A 21089-nucleotide genomic window follows, 5' to 3' on the forward strand; every position below is an offset into this window, starting at 1 on the left:
GTGGCGTTCGAAATAGGCTCCTGATATAGCGCTGAGTAGCGGCATTACAATAAATTTCATGTTTTTTCTTGTCCTGGCTGTGAGACTCTGAGTGTTGGAAGGAGCTGCGCTTTTCCGACCTGCCGAGCCTGCCGTTTCCCCAGGGTTAATCGCTCCAATCTTCCTATAAAAAGCCTCACCCCCACGATTTCCTGCCCCGTCTTAAACTCAATAAGAAACACAATTACGCCCTTTGTTTTTGCTCTCATAAAGGCGTTCGTCCGCCAGTTGTAGCAGGGATTCCATTTCGTAGACGCCTTTCAGGGAGCTGAGGGCGGCGACGCCGAAGCTGGCGGTGAAGTTGAGTTCGCCGTTTTCGGTGGTCATCACGGAGCGTTCGAGAATGGTGCGCAGTTTTTCTGCGGTGCGGACGCCTTTTTCCAGTTCTGTGTTGGGCAGGACGATGACGAATTCTTCGCCGCCATAGCGACATACCCAGTCAACGTTCTGGCGCAGGTTTTCCGATAGGGTGCGCGCGAAGAACTTGAGGGCGCGATCGCCGATCAGGTGGCCGTGGCCGTCGTTGATGCGTTTGAAGTAGTCGATGTCGGTCATGATCACCGATAGCTCGATGTGATAGCGTTTGGAGCGTCTAATCTCCCCAGGGAGTTTGGTGTACAGAAAGTGCCGGTTATAGACGTTGGTTAACGGGTCGCGTTCCGCCAACTGGGCGATTCTCTCTTTTTGCTCTTCCAGCTTGCGATGTTGTTGAATGATGCGCGCGCCGCATTTAACTCGCGCCATCACTTCGCTGGGGGAAGCGGATTTTTTGATGAAGTCGTCGGCGCCGGCGCTGAGCCCTTCCACCACTTCCGCAGAGGTTTCCTTGCCGGTCAACAGGATGATGTAGTGATAGCCTTGCTCCCAGCGTCGCACCTGTATGCAAAAATCCAGGCCTGAGAACGCGGGCATCATCCAGTCGGTGAGGATGATTGAGCAGGGATGGGTTTTCAGGATGTGTAACCCTTCCTCAGCGCTGGCGGCTTTCAGCACCTTATGGCCAGCTTCTTCCAGCAGCAGGGAAATGTACTCGCGGAAGAAAAAGTCATCGTCCACGAGCAGCACTTGCATCCCGGATTGTTGGCCTGAGTTCTCGATCTCTTTCTTCGACGCGGTTGGCGACTTCATAAAAACGCCCTCAGCAGAGTGGTTGTATTCATAATCGTGGCGCTCTAAACAGCGCAGGCTTTTTCGTAAATGGAAAGCAACTTGGGAATGCAGGCCGTGGCGCTGTACTGACGCGCGACGCGATTGGCGGCGGCGATACGCAGACAACGGCGCTCATAAGGCGTTTGCAGTCGCCACCTTTCAATGACGTTAGCGAAGGCGTCCGCGGCGCCGGCGCAAATAAACCCGTTTTCGCCATGATCTATCAGCTGTGGCAGGTCGCCGACAGCGGTGGAAAAAACCGCAACGCCGCGGGACATGGCTTCCAGAGCCGCATAGGGCAGGCCTTCCGTGTTGGACGTGATCAACAGCGCATCGGCGTTACGCCAGATTTTCTGTTGATCCGGCTCGCTACCGTGTAGCGTCAGGTTTGCTGGCGCATTTGCTCGTAGCATAGGCTCCAGCGAGCCTGAGCCATACATATGAAATTCCGTCTCGGGCAGCCGGGCGGCGATATCGAGAAAAAGGGAAGGCCCTTTTTCTTTCTCCAGTCTGCCTACAAACAGCACTCGCTTTTGCTCGTTCTCCCAGGGCAGGTCCAGCTCCGGCGCGTCGATAAAATTGTTGACCAGCTCGCTGGCCCAGGGACGCAGTCTTTGTTGAATATCGCGACTGACGCAAATGTTGGTGGAGAGGCCCGCGCTTAGCTTATCAATCAACGTATACAGCCAGAGCTTGCCTGCGCCGCGATCGCCGTTGTGGAACGTCGAGACGCAAGGCGCGCCTGTTGCGGCGCCGGCCAGACGACCCATGACTCCCGCCTTATAGCCGTGGGTATGCAGGACATCGGCGGAGGTCGATTTCAGCAGGTCAATCAGCTCCCGCAAGCCCCGTTTTAGCTTCACAGTCGGGACGCCGCTGGCGGAAAGTTGCTTTTCCAGAGGATGGGCGCCGTAGTCCGCCAGCAACGCTAAAATCACCTTGACGCCATGGGCCTGCAGGCCGGGGGCGAGGTGCGAGATGTGCGTTTCTATGCCGCCGTAGCCACGGCTGTCCAGGGTCAGCAGGACGGTCTTCGGCGTCATTGAGCTTTCTGGATTGGCATATAACGGTTGCATCGCTGTCACCTTCTGGTACGTATTTGTACATACCTAATCAAGATTCAAGCCAGAAGCCTCGGTACTGATATTAAGCGCTGTTTTTAAAAGGGTTTTAGGGGGCTGACGTAAATTTGAGGCCTGAGAAGTTACGTTGAATAGATGGCGTTTCGGTAAGGCCGCTCCCGATTTGCATTGCAATCCGCCAATGCAAAATCGCTAAAGGCGGATAAATACAGTACTGACGGGGCATGGGACTTGGGCATAAAACCTGCTACGGCAGGTAAAGCTAATGTAGGTAAAACACATGCAGGTAAAACTCATATAGGCAAAACTCATCAGGAAACGAAAGCATGACGGAAAAGCAGACCCGTTACTGGTCCACCACTGGCGCGTTGCTGGTCATAGCGGCCTTGGCGGCTGGCGCGTTTTGGCCGGTGAAGTCCTGGCCCTGGCCGCGCTTTATGGGAGAGCTGATGAATCTCGCGCACCTTCCGGCGGGGTTCATTCTTTATCTGATTACGCCCATGCTGGCCCCTTGGCTGGCGAGACGTCCGCTTGCGCGCATCCTGGCGTTGACCGCTTTGCTGGTCATGCTGGAGCTGGTGCAGCCTCTGGTGGGACGAAGCCGCAGCCTGGAGGACGTGTTGATGGGCATGGCGGGCCTGATGGCGGGATGGCTGTGGGGCGGTCTTGGCTTTAGCAAGCGTTCAGGGCGGGCGGTGTTGTTACGCATTCTGGCGATCGGCCTGATACTGGGCGCGATTTGCTGGCGGGGGGCAGGGCTCTGGTGGGTGTTGCGACAGAGTCTGGCGTTTCCTGAATTATTGGCGATGGCGTCGCCGTCGACGGCACAAGACTCCTGGCGCGGGTTGGGAACACCGAAAATTTTGCTGTTGCAGGAAGCGCCTGAAGGAAATGGGCAAGAGGAAAACGGGAAGCAGGCGTTTATTCGGGCGCGGTCAGGAGCCGGGCGCTGGTTTGGGTTTGAATTCGTCAATCCGGATCGCTCTTGGAGCGGGTATTCGCAACTCTGTCTGACCGTAAGAACCCATACTGAAACAGGGAAAGGGAGACTGGTTGTGCGTATTGGCGATGCGGACTCGGTCAACTACAAGAGCAGCGCGACATTTGAGCAGGATATCGACGCCGCCTGGTCGCAACACTGCTTTTCTCTAGACCCGTTGCGCGCAGTGGACGGCAGGCGATTGAACCCTGAGCGCATGCGCGAAATTCTGATCTATTTGGCCTCCGGCGAACAAGTGCGATACCTGGATTTGCAAAGCGCGAAGCTACGGTGACGACGGCGTCGGGGCGGGTTTTAAGCACAGGTTTCCATAGACAAAACTGATCGTACCGCCCCCTTGACGGAACTAGCGTCCACTTCTACATTCCAAACATACCCCCCGAGGATAAATCGCGACCACTCATGGAACAGATACTGCTCGCCCGCCAACCTATCGTCGACGCATCGCTGGAAATAGTGGGGTATGAGTTGTTGTTTCGTTCCAATGACCCGGCAGCTGGTCCTATTCTGGATGGCGATAAAGCCACTTCTGTGGTGCTGCTCAATGCGTTTACTGAAAAAAGCATTCAGGAAGTTACTTCCGGCCATCTGGCGTTCGTTAACTTCACTGAACAGTTGTTGATGGAGCCGCCGCCATTTCCGAAAGACCTGCTGGTCATCGAGATTCTGGAGTCCGTCGAGCCCACCAAGGAAATCTGTGAGGCCGTGGCGCGCCTGGCCAAGCGTGGCTACACCATCGCCCTGGATGACTACGATCTGCATAGCAAACAGGAAGTGCTGCTAGAGTACGCCTCCATCGTAAAACTGGAGTTTCCGGCGATTGAGAAGGGCGCGTTTAAAGGCTTTGTGGACAAGATCCGTAAACGCAAGAAAGTGCGTTTGCTGGCGGAAAAAATCGAGACGCATGACGACTTCGAATTCTGCCTCAATAACGGATGCGAGCTGTTTCAGGGGTATTTCTTCAGCAAGCCGGAGATCGTCACCGGTCGCAAAATGCCTCAGAGCAAGCTGGCGGTGCTGCGTTTGATCGCCATGGTGCAGAACCCGGACGCCTCGTTCGATCAGATTGTGAAAACCATCGCCAGCGATCCGCCCCTGAGCGTCAAACTGCTGCAACTGATCAACTCCATTTCGTTCCGGCGTCCGCAACCGATTGACTCCATTCACAAGGCGGCGGTGCTGCTGGGGTTGGAGCAACTGCGCGCCTGGGTGATGTTGCTGGCGCTGTCCGGCATTGAAGACAAACCGAAAGCGCTGATTGTCATTGCGCTGATTCGCGCCCGTATGTGCGAACAGATTGCCGCGACTATCGAACCGGATAAGCGCGACACCTATTTCACCATTGGCCTGTTTTCCACGCTGGATGCGTTTTTTGACCGCACAATCGAGGAAATCCTCAGCAAACTTCCGCTTTCCACGATGGTGATCGATGCTTTGCTTAGAGGCGAGGGCAAAGCCGGGCTGGCGTTGATTACCGTGCGCCTGTATGAACGCTGTGATATGCAGAATATTCCCTGGGCGCAGCTGGAAGAGCTGGGCTTGAACGGCCCCGCTATCAGTAAGCTGTACCGCGACAGCATTGTATGGGCGGACGAGCGTTCCAGTCTGAAAACATAGACGTTGCTGACGCCGCCATCACGGCGGGATCAAGCAGATTTCTCCCTGCGCCACCTGCTTTTCTACCCAAGACAGTATTTTCTCCCTCAGATAGACTGCCCGGTTCTGGGCGCTCACTCCTTTAAAAATAATCCGCCCACCAAGCCTGAAAACGCTGATGAGAAGGTATTTAACAATATCGACGCGATGACGCTGTGAACTCTTATTGAGTCATGGCGCCGTCTGCAATCGGATCTGAAAGGAATATCGGATTTAATTGATTGGTCGGAGATCCAATATGCGTAAATATCTTTGCAGCGCCGGGGTGGCGCTGTTTCCCTGTTTATTGTCGCTGTCATCCGGAGCCTGGGCGGCGTCGGAAGCGCCGCCGGTGAAGGCGGTGCTGGTGAAATACAAAAGCGACGCTCTGGCTCATGGTGTCCGGCGCGCTGCGCCGTTGGCGGGTGTTACCGCCGCTGATCCGGTCACCCGGGATGGCGCTCTGGTGCGTTACGATCTGAATGGCATGACGCCGGAGGCGGCGGTGGCGCACTTCGCCGCAGACCCCACCGTGGCCTACGCCGAGCCGGATTATCCATTGCGTATGGACGCAACGCCGGACGACCCTGCGCTGACTGAGCAATGGGCCTTGTTCAACGTCGACGATCGCAACAACGACATTCACGCGTTGGACGCTTGGAATCTGCAAACCGGCGACACGCATGTACTGCTGGGCATGATTGACAGCGGCGTGGACTATCGACATGAAGATTTGCAGGACAACCTGTGGATCAACCCTGGCGAAATCCCCAATAACGGCCGCGACGACGACGGTAATGGCTACGTGGACGATATCTATGGCGTCAACGTGGTGAACCGTAGCGGCGATCCGATGGACGCCAACAAGCACGGCACCCATGTCGCCGGCATCATGGCGGCGGTGGGCGATAACGGCCTGGGCGGCGTCGGCGTCAACTGGCGTGGCGCGCTGGTTACCTGCGCCTTCATCGACGAGGATGGCTTCGGTTACACCTCCGACGCGATCGCGTGCATGGACTACATGGTGGACCTCAAGCGTCGCGGCGAAGCGCTGGCGGCGATCAACAACAGCTGGGGCGGCGGCGCGCCGGGGCAGGCGATGGAAGAGGCGATCCAACGAGTGGAAGCCGCAGGCGTGCTGATGGTGTTCTCCGCCGGCAATGACGGCCGCAACAATGATCATTACGGACACTTTCCCTCGAATTACGACAACCCAGCCATTGTTTCGGTCGCCAGCACGGATCGGGAAGGGGAGCTGTCAGGCTTTTCCAATTACGGCCTGGAAAAAGTGCATATCTCGGCGCCGGGTTCGGATATTTACTCCACCTTGCCCAATCACGCCTACGGCGCTCTCAGTGGCACCTCCATGGCCGCGCCGATGATCACCGGAACCTTGGGGCTGATGGCGGCGCATAATCCGAACCTGGACGCGCAAGCGCTGAAACAGGCGTTGCTGGACGGCGCCGACAAGGTGGCGGCGCTGCAAGGCAAGATTCCCGACGGGCGCCGCCTGAATCTGGAAAAAGCGCTATTGTCGGCGGATGATCGGCCGGGCTTTCGCATCGCCCCGGAAACGGACGTGGTGGATATTCCCCAGGGTGAGATGCGTTCGTTGACGGCGCGTTTGCAGCCTTTGTTCGACTGGAGCGGAATGGCGGATCTGTCCGTCTCGCAGCCTCAGGCTGGCGTTTACGTACAGCTTCCCCGGGCCTTGCAAGCGAATGAAAGCGGCGATATGACTTTTAGCGTCAGTGCGGAGACGCCGGTGGGGCGCTATTTCGTGGAGCTTAAAGGCGTGGAAAGCGATAAGGCGAGCCAGCCCTTCAAAAGCGCCAAACGCATCACCGTTAATGTGCTGCCGCAAGGAACGCGGGACTTTGATTACGCCAACGGCGAAGCGACGCCCATTCCTGACCATAATTCCCGTGGGCTATGGAGCCCGATGCTGGTGTCCGAGAATCTGGAGCTGTGGGACGCCGCAGTGAGTCTGGATATCTCTCATCCCTGGCGCGGCGACTTGCTGGTCAACCTGCTGTCGCCGGACGGACGGAGCTTTCGTCTGCGGGAGCGGGGCGGCTTGACGGAAGATGATCTGGTGCGCTCGTATCGACTGCCGCAGATGCGCAATATTCCCTCGCAAGGGCTGTGGTTCCTGCAAGTGATCGACGCCTCCCCGTTCCAGGAAGGCGTGCTCAATCACTGGGACCTGCGTTTGCGCGGGCTTCCGCTGGTCGCTGCGGAGCTGACCGAGCGCACGTTGCAGACCGAAGACGTCACTCTGCCCAAAGGCGAGACCACGGAAGTCGTGCTGCCTCAGCATGCGGTGGGCAAAGTCAAAGGCGTTGCCGTGGATCTGGCGATCAGCGGCGCCTGGTTGGGCGGCTATAAAGTCACCCTGCTGTCCCCGGCGGGCACGGAGTATGTGCTGCACGATAAAAACGGCAGCTTCAATGACTACGACCTGCAACTGGCGGATCATTTCATCACGGATTTCCATGACGAAGACGCCGCCGGCGCCTGGAAAATCCAGGTGGCGCGGATAGGTCTGGACGACAAAGCGCTGCTGCGCCATGGCGCCATCAAGCTCTATATCGCGCCTGACTGATGGCGCGTTCGCAGTGATCGCCAAGCCGCCTTAATAGGCGGCTTCGGGCTCTCCGTAATGAAACTTCATGTATTCGCAATCCCAGGAGGAATCGCTCAGGACGCGTCTGACCTGATCGCGGCTGAATACATACATGTTGCCCTGATAGTTTTTTTTAAATGCTTCATGGCCCATATCGACGCTCTGCGCCAAAGCGGCTCTGAATTCCTTGGATTTGACTACTTCAGAGATTTTATCACCCAGCTTGGTTCGGTACTGTTCGAGACTCATTGACTCGACGTCAGGCCAATACTTAGGATTATGGATTTCGCAAAACGCCTCAGCCTCGCTCTTTAAATTCTGCTTGGACGATTCCGCGCATGCTGGCGTAGCGGCGAGCGCAGTTAAACTGACAATCAAAAAAGGTCGCATTCTTATACTCAATAATTCCTGATCGGTGAAAAAGCCGGCGTCGCCAAGGCGTGTCATCTACACGACAGAGTAGGGCTTGTCGTTCACCTATACTCCTCGTTAAACCCATAAAAATAAACCATGGACGCCTGAGTATTATCGTTGGCGTCTGATAACGGGAGAAACGGGATGAAAACACTGTCCGAGCATTTGACCCAGTATGCGGCTTATCACCGTGACCGCCGCAATATCGCCACCCATTTTATCGGCATTCCCATGATAGTGCTGTCCATCGCTACGCTGCTGTCGCGGACGAGCTTCGAGCTGTTCGGTATCGCAACGACGCCAGCGATGATTGTGGTGATCGCCTCGCTGGTTTTTTATTTGATGTTGGATTTCGCTTTTGCGCTGTTGATGGCGGTTTTGTATGCCCTGACACTGTGGGGCGCTGCTGCGCTGGCGGCGCAATCGCAGATGGTGTGGTTGAGCGCGGGCATCGGGTTGTTTGTGGTGGGCTGGGTGTTTCAGTTCGTCGGCCATTATTATGAAGGGCGCAAACCCGCATTTGTGGACGATCTGAGCGGCCTGATCATTGGGCCGTTGTTCGTGGCGGCGGAAGCCTGTTTCTACTTCGGTTTGCGGCGAGAAGTTCTGCTTTCCATCGAAGAAAAAGTCGGCCCGACGCTGATACGCGATATGAACGCGACCCATACCGACAGCAAGCGTTTGCATGAATCTTGATCTGGTCACCCATTGAGCAAAAAACTGATATCCCCCTCACAGATTTGTAACTGGTGAAGGATTAACCCAAAAAGCCCATTGCCCCCGGGCTTTTTTTTAGGCAATTTATGAAAGCGTTTTCATTAACGGAAATCATAGAATTACAAAGGGGGTAATCATGGCGTTTGTACAGGACAACAAGGAATCACCACGGCGTTCCGCCGCCAGGGCCGGGCTGTTTATGTTGTCGGCGCTGTCCGCTGCCATGGCGCAGGCGGATGTCGGCGCGTTGTTGTGGGAAGAAGATTTTGACTCGTTGAACCCTTCCGTCTGGAATGTCGACGAGGGCGATGGCTGTCCGAGCCTGTGCGGTTGGGGCAACCAGGAATTGCAGTGGTATGCCAAGGACAATCTGTCTATTGAAGAGATTCCCGCAGAGCCGGGCAATCATGCGCTGGTGATTGAAGCGCGTCGCCAGGATATCGGCGGCAAAGCCTTTACGTCAGGCAAAATCACCACCAAAGACGCCGTCTCCGTTCGCTACGGCATGATCGAAATCCGCATGCAGGCGCCGGAAGTCGGCGTTGGTTTGTGGCCGGCGGCCTGGATGCTGGGGACCAGCACCGCCAATTGGCCGGCCAAAGGTGAAATCGATATCATGGAAATGGGCCACAGCGCGGCGGGACGCAAGAACGCCGGGCACGATGGCGCCCCCATCAACAACTACGTCGGCTCCAACCTGATTTTCTATGCGGACTCAGCCTGCGTGCCGGAAAATCCCTCCTGCGCCGCCAGCACCGCCTGGAACACTGACAACGCCTATGTGGCGCCGACGCCGTTGAGCAATCGCTTCGTCACTTATCGTCTGTACTGGACAGAGTCTCAGATCCGCTTCGCCATCGTGGATAACGGCCAGGAGCATGACCTGTACGATAACCCAATCGCCATTGGCGGAGAGGCGGAAGAATTCCAGGCGCCGTTCTATTTCCTGTTGAATCTGGCGGTGGGTGGGAATTTCACCGACGCGCATGACAACGGTCAGGTGTCCGCGCCGCTGCCGGGCAAAATGCTGGTGGACTACATCCGCGTGTATGAGCTGGATGGACAAGGCGAAGTCAAACTCGGCCGTCCTGGCCCGGAAACCGGAACCTTTGGCGTGTTTACCGATGAAAGCGCCACCACCAACAAACTGGAAGCCGGCTCTTCATCCGATATCTATGTGTGGGATCAAACCACGTCTGGCGGCTCGGAAGCGCCTTATGAAGGCGACAAAGTCATCTCCTGGAAAGCCAAGGCCAACACTTGGTTTGGCGGCGGTATTCAGGCGCGGCAACCGGTCAATTTGAGCAAGTTTGACGAAGGCGAGCTGAAATTCCGCATCAAGATTCCCGCCGACGTTTCTTTCCGCATCGGCGTGACAGACACCCATACCAACCAGAACTGGCTGGATTTCCCCGCTTTTGAAGATAAATACGGCCTGACCCGTAACGGAGAATGGGGCGAAGTCAGCATCCCTGTGTCAGAGCTGCGCGGCCCGCTGATTGACCTGCGCTCTATCCAATATCCTTTCGCTATTCTGAGCAAAGACGGTCAATTGCCGGGAGCGGACTTCGCTTTCGCCATTGACGATATTCTTTGGACAGGCGGAGGCGGTCCCGTAGTGGTGGACAGCGATAACGACGGCGTCAACGACAATGAGGACATGTGTCCCGGCACGCCTGCGGGTACGCCAGTCGGCGCGGACGGTTGCCCTCTGGAGCAGGATGCGGACGGCGATGGCGTGGAGGACAGCATCGATCAGTGTCCCAACACGCCGGCGGGCGCAGACGTGGATGAAGTGGGCTGTCAGATCATCGTGACCGACAAGGTGAAAGTGCAGGCGGAAGACTACAGCGCCTTCTACGACACCACCCCCGGCAACAACGGCGGCGCTTACCGTGAAGACGATGTCGATATTGAAACTACCTCTGACGTGGACGGCGGCTACAACATCGGCTGGACCGACGCCAACGAATGGCTGGAGTACAGCGTCACGCTGGGCCAGGGGCAGTACAGTCTCGACGCGCGCGTCGCCTCCCTGGTGGGCAATGGCAAATACGCCGTATTCATTGACGGAGATCTGGTTGGTTCAAAAACCGTCGACGCCACTGGCGGCTGGCAGCAGTTCGCGACGCAAGAAGTAGGCAGCTTCAGTGTCGAACGCGGGCAGCACACAATGCGGGTTGAGCTGTATGGCGGCGAGCTGAATCTTAACTGGATGGAAATTCGTTCCATGGATGTCATCGACAGCGATGGCGATGGGGTCAAGGACGAGCGGGATCTTTGCCCGGGCACGCCCGCCGGCGACGAGGTGGACGAGAACGGTTGTACAGTGGTGCGAACCGAAAATGTCACCGTACAGACGGAAGATTATGACGCCTACTTCGACACTACCCCCGGCAATCAGGGCGGCGCTCATCGTAATGACGACGTGGACATCGAAGTCAGCGGCGATATCGACGGCGGCCACAATGTGGGCTGGATCGCCGGCTCTGAATGGCTGGAGTACAACGTGACGCTGGGCGCTGGCGAGTATGATCTGACAGCCCGCGTCGCCTCCGCCGTGGGCGGCGGTCGCTTCCGCGTGCTGGTGGATGAAACGGAAGTGGGACAGGGCTCCGTCGCCAATACCGGAGGCTGGCAGTCCTATCGCACGCTTCCCATTGGAACTTTCTCCGTGGATCAGGGCGAGCATCGCGTGCGGGTGGAGGCGAGCGTGGGCGAGTTCAATCTGAACTGGCTGAATATTCTCACTCATAGCGATGCGGACAGCGACAATGACGGCGTCGCCGATAATCTGGATCAGTGCCCGAATACGCCAGCAGGAACGCAGGTTGACGCCAGCGGTTGTCCTGTCGGCGGTGAGGGGGGCAGCGTTCGCGTGATGACGTTCAACGTTCGCACGGAGCAGGCGAACGACCCGGGCGAACGCAACTGGAGCCAACGCAAGGGCGAGGTGGTGCGTACGATTCAGCGCCAGAACCCGGATTTACTGGGCCTGCAGGAGCCAACCGGCGGACAGTATGACTTTATCAAAAACACCCTGGGCGCGAATTGGGGCGCCACCAGCTACCGTCAGATTCTCTATCGCTCCGACCTTTACACCTATGTGGACGGCGGCCTGATTGATCTGGTGGCGGATGTGTGGGGCCCACGCAGCGCGGAGTGGGCGAAGATGCGTCGCAACGACGACGGTCGTGAGCTGGTATTCATCAATACCCACTGGGGTGTAGACGGCAATTCCCAGCAGGGCTCCGCCAATATCCTGAGAGACCGTCTGGGTGAGGTGAATCAGAACTGGAGCATGCCGACAGTGCTGTTGGGCGATCTTAACGCGTCACTTGGCAGCGGGCCGGTGAATACCCTGGTGAATCAGACCCCGTTGTCCAGTTTCTTCACTGGCGGCACGTTCAACGGCTGGAATGTACAGCCCGGACCTCAGCTTGATCATGTGGTCGGGTCCGGCGTCAGCACGGTGGGCTGTGCTTTAGAAAAATATCGTGAAGGGGATTATCCGCCTTCCGATCATTATCCGATCGCTTGCGAACTGCGTTTGCAGTAAGCAGGCTCTCTCCCTTGTAGCCCAGCGCACGCTGAGGATAGCGTGCGCTGGCTGTTACGTACTAAGCCGCGTCGTACTTGGCTTCAATCTCCAGCGCCGCCTGATAGCCGGCATGCTTCTCCAACACGCCCTGATAGCGCTGAATATTGGGATACTTGGCCATCGCGCCGCTGCGCTGCATAAAATCCAGAATGAAAGACATCATGATATCCGCGCCAGTGAGCCGGTTATCGACCAGATAGTCCTTGCCTTCCAGAGACTGCTCCAGATGTCCGATCACCTTGCTGATTTCCGACTGCGCATATCCCTGCAGGAAGCGGGTTTCAGTCCCGTCCATATCGAGAAACAGCTTCAGTAGTAACGGCAGAATCGCCGAGCTTTCTGCGAAATGAATCCAGTACAGGTACTCCGCGTATGACTTGCTGTCGCGGACTGGGGACAGTTTGTCCGCGGCGTAGCGTTCAATCAGGAACTCTGTAATCGCGCCGGATTCCGGCAGCACAATGTCGTCCACTTCGATCACCGGGGATTTGCCCAAGGGGTGAATCTGGGTCAATTCCGGTGGCGCCAGCGACGTGGTTTTATCCCGCTGATAGGGAATCACGCTGTAAGGCTGACCGATTTCCTCCAGCAGCCAGATGATGCGGCGGGAGCGGGATTTGTTGAGGTGGTGCAGTTTGATCATGGGATGAAGTCCTGTTCTCTGGGTGTGATTGACGCAGAGCGTTTAGGGGACAGCGCAGGCTGCATGAGATGGCTCCGCCTGAGCGAAAACGCCCCTGAGTGAGTCAGACGTCGATGTTAAGTGATTGAAAAATTGCGGTAAATAACCATTGGATGTTTTCGGTGTAAATTTTGTTAATCCGCGCCCGGCAGGCTTTTTTCCCTCCACTATAATTAAGGTATAGCCGGGAAAGCCTGGAGTTAGTTTTACTACGCGTGAGGCGACGTTCCGGACCACTGCAAAACGTCTCTGCATGGATCATCAACAAGGCCGATGCCATCGGCGGGTGCTGTCTATGAGAGATACCAGAAAAGAGTCCAAACATTTACCTTCTGTCAGTCCATGGTGGTTTTCTCTTCTCATCAACGTTCTGTGGATCGCGGATCTGCAGGCGGTTGATTTCGATACGTTTAAACAGGAAGCGGAGAAGGCTGGGGCGGTGTATATCGCCTATTCTGATGGAGAAGAATTTCATCAGCTCTTTGTCGAGGGGAAAGCCAGTGAGGCGATACATCGCCTGCAGAGCCTGACCCCTGACGACGCCAAGTCCGTCTATGACTATTTCATTCTCGGCAACATGCTCTACCAGCTTGATCCGAACGTCAGCTACAGCTATATGATTCGCGCCGAACGCCTGGAGCCGGACAACCCCATGATCCTCTACGAGCGAGGCATGCATGAACATCGCAACAGCCAATTCCAGAGTGCGCTGCGCTATTACGAAAGACTGGTCAGGGCCAGACCAGAGGGACTGAATCCCATCGCCTGGGCGTATATCACCCATGCTTATCTGATGCAGGGGGACGTGGATAAGGCGTTCAACGCCTGGCGTAAATCCGACTTCAGCGAGCACCATATCGCCATAGAAAAAGGCATGTATACGCTGTTCTCCGATAGCCATCAGGAGGCGCGCCGGGAAGCGTTTATTCGCGATATTGAGGCGGGAGCGGCGGATAAGCTGTGCGACCTGTGGGCGTTGGATTCGAACTGGGAAATAGACTGGTGGAATCAGCGCCCGAAAGAAGATTACCTGGCGTTCGACAGGGCTTTAATCGCCAGAACGGTGACGGACGCCAACTCGCCGCAAGCTGCGCAACTGCGTTTGTGTCAGGATATCGACCGGCTCTCGAAAGCGGAACTGCTGCAACGATTGCAGGCGCTGAAAATTTCTCCGCCAGATAACCAATTGCCTGTTTCCGCAACGCTGATCCGCAAGATTTTCGCGCAATTGACCACGTTGAAGGCGGCGACGCCCAGCCAGCTTTTCGACAGGTATGGCGCGCAACTGAAAAGCTACGCGGCGCAGTTCCCTCAAGAGCCGCTGTATTACGACTTGCTGGGATTCTTATACGCCAATGCGGGCAAGAGCGACGCTCTGAAGGAAGTGGACGAATACGGCTGGAAAATTCTCAAGAAGGAGAAGTTCGCCAACAGTTACGTGGTTGGGCTGGGGCGGGAAAACAAGGCGTTTATCCCCACGCTCAATGAAGCCCTGCGCGAATTCCCCAACAGCGCTTTCCTGAATACGATCTATCTGCAATTCGGCGAAAAGAACAAGCAGACTCTGGCGCGCTATGTGGCGTCTCAGTTCAGTAATGTCAGCGGTTCGACCTACCGCTTGAGCGATTACATGGCGAGCCTGCAGTACGAGATTGAGAACCTGTAGCCGGGATCTGAAAGGCGAGTGCGCGTCAGATCGAACGCGCACTCAAGAGGCTAACAACAGGGAGCGTCTGCGCTGACTGAGGGCGATGCGCCGTCAAAGGGAGCTGCGGTTCCGCATCCCTCAAAGATGCCATAGTGTCGGCTAAAGTCCCCGATAAACTGAAAGTGATCGGCGAATCGCGTGTCGCTCAGCATGCGCCAGGTATTGCCGCAGACCGGGAATACGCGGCCGGTTTCAATCGCATGGTGTTTGTCGAGCATAAACTGATGGGGATGATCTGGAATGGTTCCTTGGTAAATAACCGCCTGACCGTAATCCTCACAAGCGGTTTCCAGTTCGTCTATTTTGAACAGCCTGTAGGTGGAGGAGTAAAACCCAATCGCGGCAATGCGCGTCGCTAGATCCGCATCGGTTATCGCCAAAGGCCTGTCTTCCACTATACGCGGGTCGGCGAAGCCGGTCTGATGCGCCAGTCGCAGGAAGTCGTTCCAGTACAGCGCGCCGCCCAGACACTCGCCATAGAGGGTGGGGTCTTCCCGCAGGGCGTCGGGAACCCGTCTGTCGGCGTAAACATCCGAGAAGTAAAACTCTCCGCCGGGCTTTAACAGGCGGTGTAATCCACGCAATACAGACGTTTTATCCGGCGACAGATTAATCACGCAATTGGAGACGATGACGTCAAAAGACCCAGGCTCAAGATCCAGCTCGTCCAGTTTCTCAATATAACCCTGCAAAAAGCGCACGTTATCGAATCCAAACTGCTCTGCATGCCAGGCCTGATGAGATCGGGCGACCTGCATCTGCTCATCCGTCATATCCACGCCGACCACCTGCCCATGGGGGCCCACCAACTGAGCCAGCGCATACACATCACGCCCGGAACCACAGCCCAGATCCAACACCCGACAACCATCCAACAACGGCGGACACACCAGCCCGCACCCGTAATAACGGGCGGATACCTCTGGATGAATCCGCGCCAATAAAGGCTTCAACCAGGCGGGAACACTGCTGACGTCGCAACAGGCGGAAGTTTTCAGGTCAGAGGAACTTTGCAGTTGTTTGCCGTAGTAGTCTTTGACGAGTTCGTGCATGGGACGTTTCCTGGATCTAGTCGTAACAAGATTAACTGAACAGGCCTGAAGGCTAACCCAGAAGTCTATTCGTTATCTAGATCAAAGGTATCGCCTGCCGGCCTTCATTACGCCTCTCAACGTTTGTATTTCGATTTGGATGTTGCTGAAGAAGTACTATTTTTCAACCTGTTCTGTATTCGCGGGGATACCGTCGCAGGTTGTCTCCTGGTTGGCGCAAACGCCTTTGAACCAAGCGCGGCCTTTTATTTGGTCATCAGGAAGAAGCGCATCAAAACGTTCATCACTAAGGATGGTGAAGTCCACCAATACCCATTCGTCTTTGCAAGCGACTACTCGATGAATTTGTCCTCTCTCTGTTAGCCAGTCGCTCCCCAGATGAATTAGTCGCTTGCTTTGAGGGTCGGGCCGTAGATAGCCAGATCCATACTGAATTCCAAAGCCTGCCTGTTCACCTGGTATCCATCCTATGCCTGAATAGGTTGGACGCTCAGGTAAGTTGGAGCGAGCTGGATCATCCCAAGCATTCTGGATTTTCAACCAGCCGTTGTGAGAGCCGATAATTTCGAACTCCGGACCGTAGTCAAAGCTGTCTTGGTTGGCGACGCGGGCAGGTAACACCCCAAGGACTGGAGCTTGCCCGGATGGCGCGGCTCTAACCATCACTCCAGCATGATGAGTCTCTGTGACCCAGCCATCGATTTGACAGGCGGTTGGATCGGGCGGTACCCAGCCTGTTGGCGAATCCGTCGCAATGACGGTCGAGCAGGCGGTAAGCGTAAGACAGAGCGGAAAGATGAGCTTGTACGTTTTCATATCAAGACAATGCGGCTCCAGGGGGAATACCGAGAGTTATTTTCTTATAAATCAGTCGGATGGTACTAAACAGAAGAGAGTGGCGTAACTAGGGGCGCCCCGAGGCGTCATATTACGCTTCATGATGTGGATACAAATGGCAATTTGTTCTCTGCTGGACGATGCAACAGGCGGAGGTTTTCAAGTCAGAAGGACTTTACAATTGTTTGCTGTAGTAGTCTTTGACGAGTTCGTGCATAGGGCGTTTCCAGGATCTAGTTGTGACAAGGTTTACTGAACAGGCCTGAAGGCCATTCGTGATCCAGAACAAAGCTATTTTATCGCTCGGCAAGGCCCTTTTATGATGACGACAAACAGACCATAGCGACAAGGCGGAAAATGATGCTCTTTTCTTTAGCGAATACGACCGAAAAGGCTGTTAATCGCGTTCATAAATTTATAGTGTTTTCTGCGCTGTTTATAGTTGCCTCATGTGGAGGAGAGCCTGCAGAAGTAAAAACGTATACCAAAGATGGTCTTACGATGACTATCCCCGGTGGTTGGCGCGCGACGGAGGATTCCTATCAAACTTGGGGGACTCGGTTTTTGTCTTTCGGTGCCGTGGATGACGCCATTGTAAACGTGGAGATATACACAGCTGAGAATGTCCAGGACTTAAAGGAAGAGAATAATTTTGATTTGCAGAAACTGGTTACGCAATACAATAGGTTTTCGGACTCGTTTTTAGTGGCGGCCACAGAGAAAAGCGAGCCCGTATTTAGGGAAATTAGCAGGCTTGGCTTAAACGGTATTGAGCAAAGTGGGATCGCTAAGTTTGTGGATATCGATGCAAGCTATGTCAAAGAGTTTTATCTGGTTACCCAAAAAAGTGGGGAAGCGTTTTTCGTTGCGATTGAAATGTCCCCAGATGAGCATAAGTTGATGAATCAGGATATTGACCTTTTTTTATCCAGGCTGATGGAGAACTGAGGTTGTTGGAATTCAGGCTTAACGTGTTTGGCATTGATATGAGTCCTACGTCATAGCCTCATTAATCAACGACGTCAAAACATGATCCGTCCACTCGCCGTTTATCTTCAGATAGGATCGGGCTTTTCCTTCTACCTCAAAGCCCAGGGACGCTAATAGCTTGCCGCTGCGGTGATTTTCCGGGCGGTAGTTGGCCATGATGCGGTGGAGTCCGTAGTGGTGAAACATGAAGTAGATCCCCGCTGACAAGGCCTCCTGCATCAATCCCTTGCCTTGCTCCTGGCCTGCGATTGCGAAGCCCAGATGACAGGCCTGGAAGGCTCCGCGTACGATGTTGGAGAAATTGCAGATGCCGATAACGTCGTCAGATTGTCGGGGGAACATCAGTAAACTCACTGCGTAGCCTTGCTCCATGACGTGAGCCATGTCCGTCAGTCGCTGCATTTGTCCGGAGAAAGTATAAAAATCGTCATCCCGAGCGGGCTCCCAGGGCGTCAAATGGGCTTTGTTGTGCGTGTAGTAGTCGAGCACGCCTTGGGCGTAAATAGGGGAGGTCAAGCGAAGAGAAAGACGTTCTGTCAGCAGTCCTGCGCCGGGAAATAGCTGTAATTCTGGGAGCATTCTTCTATTCCGTAGATGAAAAAGAGATAAATCGGCTGCCTAGTTTACCTAATAACGGCTGCAGAAAGCCCATGGGGAGTGTTAAATTACCGCCCTGAAAATTGCACTCGCTCAAAATCCTTATCTACGGCCACCGTGGGCCGAGCGTAGCGCTTCACATCTCAATTTTTCATAGGGAGATAACTGGCATGGTCAGACTCGCGCAGTTTGCCGGCGCAGCAATGGCGGTGATCGCAGTGGCGCTCCTGTTGATCAAAATCTTCAGCGGCGAGAATGCCGGTCTTAGCGATGAATCCATCTACTTCATGTCTTTCTTTCAGGTTTTTCTCGGTGGTCTGGTGATCTACGGGGCACAGCTGAAGATTCAGGGGAAAGAGAACGGCGATAAGATTTTCAGGGCGAGCATCGCCGCAACGCTGTTGTTTTTTGTTATGGCTTATCGCTGGTTTTACAGTGGGGTATAGCGCAGCGAGCTTTCATAAGCCGCTCTAAATTGCGCTGTTGGATAACGATGATAACTTGGAAACGCCAGCCAGAGGATGCCTTCGTATCTCGCTACATCGAGTGTTATTGGTTTCTCCGCAAAGACAAGGACGATATCGCTCATGACAGCCCCAAACTGAATCCCTGTCCAGAAGCCCATTTAATTATTGCCCCGCCGGAGCAGTCCTATACATATAGCCTTTGCGAGCGGGCGCTTTCTGGAAAAGGGACGCACCTGAAGCTTCCCAATACCAGCAGTATGACTTTACATCAGGCGGAACCGTTCGCCATCCTGGGGGTTAAATTCAAGCCGGGCGCGCTCTATTCAATCGCCAATGGTCTCGCCGCTATTGATGACGTCATCTATCCGCCGGGTTTTCTGGCTGAAATGCCTGATCTGCTGAGAGAGGACGTTCTCAATAACGCCGCCGCCGACGCTGTAACCGTAGGCCAGAATCTGGACGCATGGTTCAAGTCGCATTCGCACTGCATCAGGGAGGATCGGCATAGCCGGCTGGCGCGAGATGCACTGACACTGCTTGCAACCACGAAAGCGTCCGAGCTTGAGACGGGGTTATATCGTTCTTTGCGGGCGGTTCAGCGCGCTTTTGTGCGGGTGACCGGACTGACGCCGAAACAATATCAGATCATGGTGCGACTGGATGAGCTACTGTTGTATCTATATCAGCAAAATACCGAATCCATGAGCTGGGCGGATGTGGCCGCCATATTTGGCTTTACTGATCAGCCTCATCTCATTCGATACTTTAAGAAACTGATTGGCGATACGCCTCATGCGTACCGGCAAGCCAAAAATTTAACGATAGATGCATATGGCGACTTTGAATAAGTCAGCCAGGCTTTTGCGAGGCATTGCAAGTGGAAAGCATTGTTGTTCGACGCGTCTCAGTTGAACGTTCTTCAGGGCTAACAAAATGAATAGCAGAATTCATACGCTGCTTATATCCGCCGACGTCAGGGGGAGTTGGGAGTATCCCCCTGATTTTAATTGGGAGTCCGCTGTCAGGGGGCTTGAGAAACATAAGGCGGCGTTGGAAAAGATAATGTCTGCGGAGCTTGAGTTAGACGCAAACGCTCAGGATGCTTCATTTTTTGCTGATATCTATCAGCTGGAAACGCCGTACGCCGCCAGCGGGGCGCTGCAGGCCGTGATTTATCATTTCGCCTTGCGTTTTTCCAACTACGGCGGGCTATTCACGCTTCTCAACGAAAGGGCGTGCGACAGCGACGAGCAGCGACAGTTGCGAAGCTGCATCGCCTATCTTGAAGCTCAGGGATATGTCTACATACCCGTGAGCGAACTGGACTGCACCTACGATGGCGTCAATGCTGGAGATATCTCGCCAATAACCTGGTGGACGCGATACTTTGATTATCTGTAACTTGGCTATCTATGCGCTCACTGGCGAATACGAACGCCCATATTCGACCTACTGCGCAAGAAGTTTATCAATCTGACCAAAGACTTGCCTAAACGGACTGAAATAGAGCGCCTGAAGTACTGCATATTCTTGGGCTGTTGCCGCGAATATGACATATAATCGCCGCCCCATTACGCGCACGGATTATCGAGGTAGTAAATGAGCGATAGCGCATACAGCGATTTGGCGGCGGGCCAGATCGATTTGAGAAACGCAGAAAAGCGTTTTACCCGCAAAGATGAGTTTCAAACTCAAAAAGAATGGGGCGAGCAGTATTTTGGAGAAAGAATCGGCGCGCTTCTAGTGACGCTTTCCATGATGTTGCTGGCTTCAGTCTGGATGATCACCGTCACGGATTTGACCCGTTATGGCGTGACAGCCGCCGTCGCACTTTCGTATTGCTTGCTGGCGAAAGTGTTATCCAGAAAAAATCGGGAGCTACAACGCTTCAGAGAGGCGCAGGCGACACGTTTCATGCGCCGTAAGCAATGGCTTGAGCAGCAGGCCAAGACAGTTTCCTAGTTTGATTTGTGAGTTGACTTGAGCGGAGAGGAGACAGGGCGAATGGCTGATATTCAGATAGAAGGCGTATCACTGGCGGAAATCCTCGGCTGGACAGAAGCGGAATTTGACGCCCTGATCCTGACCGATAAACCCCTGGTGGTTAACATCGGCTCCGCATCCGTACTCGGGCAGTTCGCATACGCAGAAAGCATTCTGACCGTCGAGTTGGCGCAAATTGACGGCGGAGGCGAGGGCGTCTTGCCCACCATCACCCGCATCGCGAAAAAAGCGGCGCAAATAAAAAACGCCGAACACATAGAGTGCGTCGTACACGCCATCCACTGCGCCAATCCCAACCTGAAATTACGCGCCCATTTGGAACGCACCGGCTTTGAAATCAAGCAGGTTGAGGGAAAGGGCGAGGCGTATTTTAAGAGGATTTCTGTTTAGGTCGTAACGGAGCGAATGGGCCCTAAAGTTTAAGCAAGCCGCGTCTTTTTGTTCTACCCTGTGGTCCAATAGAAGATAGAAATTATAAGACCTACAACA

The 21089-nt window shown here is 54.8% G+C and carries 19 protein-coding genes; 12 read left to right on the forward strand and 7 right to left on the reverse strand.

Translation table 11 applies throughout. The features are described from left to right. Positions 1-207 precede the first annotated feature (207 nt). A complete protein-coding gene (locus tag ONV78_RS15615) occupies positions 208-1167 on the reverse strand; it encodes a diguanylate cyclase (protein ID WP_279504403.1) in 960 nt (319 codons plus the stop codon). 44 nt (positions 1168-1211) lie between these two features. Then, the gene (locus ONV78_RS15620; protein WP_279504404.1) at positions 1212-2264 is read right to left on the reverse strand and encodes a glycosyltransferase family 4 protein; all 1053 of its coding nucleotides are present in this window, start codon (positions 2262-2264) and stop codon (positions 1212-1214) included. A 332-nt stretch (positions 2265-2596) separates the two neighbouring features. Between ONV78_RS15620 and ONV78_RS15625 the strand changes: the two genes are divergently transcribed. The 3 genes from ONV78_RS15625 to ONV78_RS15635 all read left to right on the forward strand — a co-directional run bounded on the left by ONV78_RS15625 (position 2597) and on the right by ONV78_RS15635 (position 7510). Further along, the gene (locus ONV78_RS15625) at positions 2597-3544 is read left to right on the forward strand and encodes a hypothetical protein (RefSeq protein ID WP_279504405.1); all 948 of its coding nucleotides are present in this window, start codon (positions 2597-2599) and stop codon (positions 3542-3544) included. 128 nt (positions 3545-3672) lie between these two features. After that, the gene (locus ONV78_RS15630) at positions 3673-4887 is read left to right on the forward strand and encodes an HDOD domain-containing protein (RefSeq protein ID WP_279504407.1); all 1215 of its coding nucleotides are present in this window, start codon (positions 3673-3675) and stop codon (positions 4885-4887) included. Positions 4888-5164: 277 nt separating this feature from the next. After that, complete coding sequence (locus ONV78_RS15635; RefSeq protein ID WP_279504408.1) at positions 5165-7510, forward strand: S8 family serine peptidase; 2346 nt, start codon at positions 5165-5167, stop codon at positions 7508-7510. Between the two features lie 30 nt (positions 7511-7540). Here ONV78_RS15635 and ONV78_RS15640 read toward each other — a convergent pair whose 3' ends face one another. Continuing rightward, positions 7541-7780 carry a hypothetical protein gene (locus ONV78_RS15640; protein ID WP_279504410.1) on the reverse strand — a complete coding sequence of 80 codons (240 nt, stop codon included), beginning with the start codon at positions 7778-7780 and terminating at the stop codon, positions 7541-7543. A 309-nt stretch (positions 7781-8089) separates the two neighbouring features. On the opposite strand from ONV78_RS15640, the gene ONV78_RS15645 reads away from it, so the two are divergent. Further along, entirely contained in the window at positions 8090-8641 is a 552-nt protein-coding gene (locus ONV78_RS15645) for an Mpo1-like protein (RefSeq protein ID WP_279504411.1), read from the forward strand. Positions 8642-8798: 157 nt separating this feature from the next. Continuing rightward, positions 8799-12221, forward strand: a complete 3423-nt coding sequence (locus ONV78_RS15650) for a carbohydrate-binding domain-containing protein (RefSeq protein ID WP_279504413.1) — start codon at positions 8799-8801, stop codon at positions 12219-12221. A gap of 61 nt (positions 12222-12282) precedes the next feature. Here ONV78_RS15650 and ONV78_RS15655 read toward each other — a convergent pair whose 3' ends face one another. After that, on the reverse strand, positions 12283-12906 hold the full coding sequence (locus tag ONV78_RS15655; RefSeq protein ID WP_279504415.1) for a glutathione S-transferase: 624 nt from the start codon (positions 12904-12906) through the stop codon (positions 12283-12285). A 334-nt stretch (positions 12907-13240) separates the two neighbouring features. Between ONV78_RS15655 and ONV78_RS15660 the strand changes: the two genes are divergently transcribed. After that, positions 13241-14611, forward strand: a complete 1371-nt coding sequence (locus tag ONV78_RS15660) for a hypothetical protein (protein ID WP_279504417.1) — start codon at positions 13241-13243, stop codon at positions 14609-14611. A 50-nt stretch (positions 14612-14661) separates the two neighbouring features. Here ONV78_RS15660 and ONV78_RS15665 read toward each other — a convergent pair whose 3' ends face one another. Both ONV78_RS15665 and ONV78_RS15670 read right to left on the reverse strand, forming a co-directional pair. Next, positions 14662-15705: a methyltransferase domain-containing protein gene (locus ONV78_RS15665; RefSeq protein ID WP_279504419.1), complete on the reverse strand. Its 1044-nt coding sequence runs from the start codon at positions 15703-15705 to the stop codon at positions 14662-14664. A 156-nt stretch (positions 15706-15861) separates the two neighbouring features. Beyond that, on the reverse strand, positions 15862-16521 hold the full coding sequence (locus ONV78_RS15670) for an SH3 domain-containing protein (protein ID WP_279504421.1): 660 nt from the start codon (positions 16519-16521) through the stop codon (positions 15862-15864). A 378-nt stretch (positions 16522-16899) separates the two neighbouring features. Between ONV78_RS15670 and ONV78_RS15675 the strand changes: the two genes are divergently transcribed. Beyond that, positions 16900-17490, forward strand: coding sequence for a hypothetical protein (locus tag ONV78_RS15675; RefSeq protein ID WP_279504423.1), 591 nt, complete (start codon positions 16900-16902; stop codon positions 17488-17490). Between the two features lie 45 nt (positions 17491-17535). Here the strand turns inward: ONV78_RS15675 and rimJ are convergent, their stop codons facing one another. Further along, on the reverse strand, positions 17536-18111 hold the full coding sequence (rimJ, locus tag ONV78_RS15680) for a ribosomal protein S5-alanine N-acetyltransferase (RefSeq protein WP_279504426.1): 576 nt from the start codon (positions 18109-18111) through the stop codon (positions 17536-17538). Positions 18112-18299: 188 nt separating this feature from the next. On the opposite strand from rimJ, the gene ONV78_RS15685 reads away from it, so the two are divergent. From ONV78_RS15685 to ONV78_RS15705, 5 genes are all read left to right on the forward strand, one after another. Next, positions 18300-18575 (forward strand): hypothetical protein, encoded by a 276-nt coding sequence (locus ONV78_RS15685; protein WP_279504428.1) that lies wholly within the window; start codon positions 18300-18302, stop codon positions 18573-18575. 47 nt (positions 18576-18622) lie between these two features. Next, the gene (locus ONV78_RS15690; protein ID WP_279504430.1) at positions 18623-19444 is read left to right on the forward strand and encodes a helix-turn-helix domain-containing protein; all 822 of its coding nucleotides are present in this window, start codon (positions 18623-18625) and stop codon (positions 19442-19444) included. 85 nt (positions 19445-19529) lie between these two features. Beyond that, on the forward strand, positions 19530-19997 hold the full coding sequence (locus ONV78_RS15695; RefSeq protein WP_279504431.1) for a hypothetical protein: 468 nt from the start codon (positions 19530-19532) through the stop codon (positions 19995-19997). Positions 19998-20195: 198 nt separating this feature from the next. Then, positions 20196-20558, forward strand: a complete 363-nt coding sequence (locus ONV78_RS15700) for a hypothetical protein (protein WP_279504433.1) — start codon at positions 20196-20198, stop codon at positions 20556-20558. A 42-nt stretch (positions 20559-20600) separates the two neighbouring features. Continuing rightward, positions 20601-20990: a hypothetical protein gene (locus ONV78_RS15705; RefSeq protein WP_279504435.1), complete on the forward strand. Its 390-nt coding sequence runs from the start codon at positions 20601-20603 to the stop codon at positions 20988-20990. Positions 20991-21089 lie beyond the last annotated feature (99 nt).

Origin of the sequence: Hahella sp. CR1 (genome assembly GCF_029813005.1) — a bacterium.
GTDB lineage: Bacteria > Pseudomonadota > Gammaproteobacteria > Pseudomonadales > Oleiphilaceae > Hahella.

Bases quoted from the DNA above. Each gene is read 5' to 3' on its own strand.
- ONV78_RS15630 (WP_279504407.1), top strand. From the start codon at position 3,673: ATGGAACAGATACTGCTCGCCCGCCAACCTATCGTCGACGCATCGCTG.
- ONV78_RS15670 (WP_279504421.1), bottom strand. From the start codon at position 16,521: ATGAAAACGTACAAGCTCATCTTTCCGCTCTGTCTTACGCTTACCGCC.
- ONV78_RS15615 (WP_279504403.1), bottom strand. From the start codon at position 1,167: ATGAAGTCGCCAACCGCGTCGAAGAAAGAGATCGAGAACTCAGGCCAA.
- ONV78_RS15645 (WP_279504411.1), top strand. From the start codon at position 8,090: ATGAAAACACTGTCCGAGCATTTGACCCAGTATGCGGCTTATCACCGT.
- ONV78_RS15625 (WP_279504405.1), top strand. From the start codon at position 2,597: ATGACGGAAAAGCAGACCCGTTACTGGTCCACCACTGGCGCGTTGCTG.
- ONV78_RS15690 (WP_279504430.1), top strand. From the start codon at position 18,623: ATGATAACTTGGAAACGCCAGCCAGAGGATGCCTTCGTATCTCGCTAC.
- ONV78_RS15635 (WP_279504408.1), top strand. From the start codon at position 5,165: ATGCGTAAATATCTTTGCAGCGCCGGGGTGGCGCTGTTTCCCTGTTTA.
- ONV78_RS15620 (WP_279504404.1), bottom strand. From the start codon at position 2,264: ATGCAACCGTTATATGCCAATCCAGAAAGCTCAATGACGCCGAAGACC.
- rimJ (WP_279504426.1), bottom strand. From the start codon at position 18,111: ATGCTCCCAGAATTACAGCTATTTCCCGGCGCAGGACTGCTGACAGAA.
- ONV78_RS15705 (WP_279504435.1), top strand. From the start codon at position 20,601: ATGGCTGATATTCAGATAGAAGGCGTATCACTGGCGGAAATCCTCGGC.
- ONV78_RS15665 (WP_279504419.1), bottom strand. From the start codon at position 15,705: ATGCACGAACTCGTCAAAGACTACTACGGCAAACAACTGCAAAGTTCC.
- ONV78_RS15675 (WP_279504423.1), top strand. From the start codon at position 16,900: ATGATGCTCTTTTCTTTAGCGAATACGACCGAAAAGGCTGTTAATCGC.
- ONV78_RS15700 (WP_279504433.1), top strand. From the start codon at position 20,196: ATGAGCGATAGCGCATACAGCGATTTGGCGGCGGGCCAGATCGATTTG.
- ONV78_RS15695 (WP_279504431.1), top strand. From the start codon at position 19,530: ATGAATAGCAGAATTCATACGCTGCTTATATCCGCCGACGTCAGGGGG.
- ONV78_RS15660 (WP_279504417.1), top strand. From the start codon at position 13,241: ATGAGAGATACCAGAAAAGAGTCCAAACATTTACCTTCTGTCAGTCCA.
- ONV78_RS15685 (WP_279504428.1), top strand. From the start codon at position 18,300: ATGGTCAGACTCGCGCAGTTTGCCGGCGCAGCAATGGCGGTGATCGCA.
- ONV78_RS15640 (WP_279504410.1), bottom strand. From the start codon at position 7,780: ATGAGTCTCGAACAGTACCGAACCAAGCTGGGTGATAAAATCTCTGAA.
- ONV78_RS15655 (WP_279504415.1), bottom strand. From the start codon at position 12,906: ATGATCAAACTGCACCACCTCAACAAATCCCGCTCCCGCCGCATCATC.
- ONV78_RS15650 (WP_279504413.1), top strand. From the start codon at position 8,799: ATGGCGTTTGTACAGGACAACAAGGAATCACCACGGCGTTCCGCCGCC.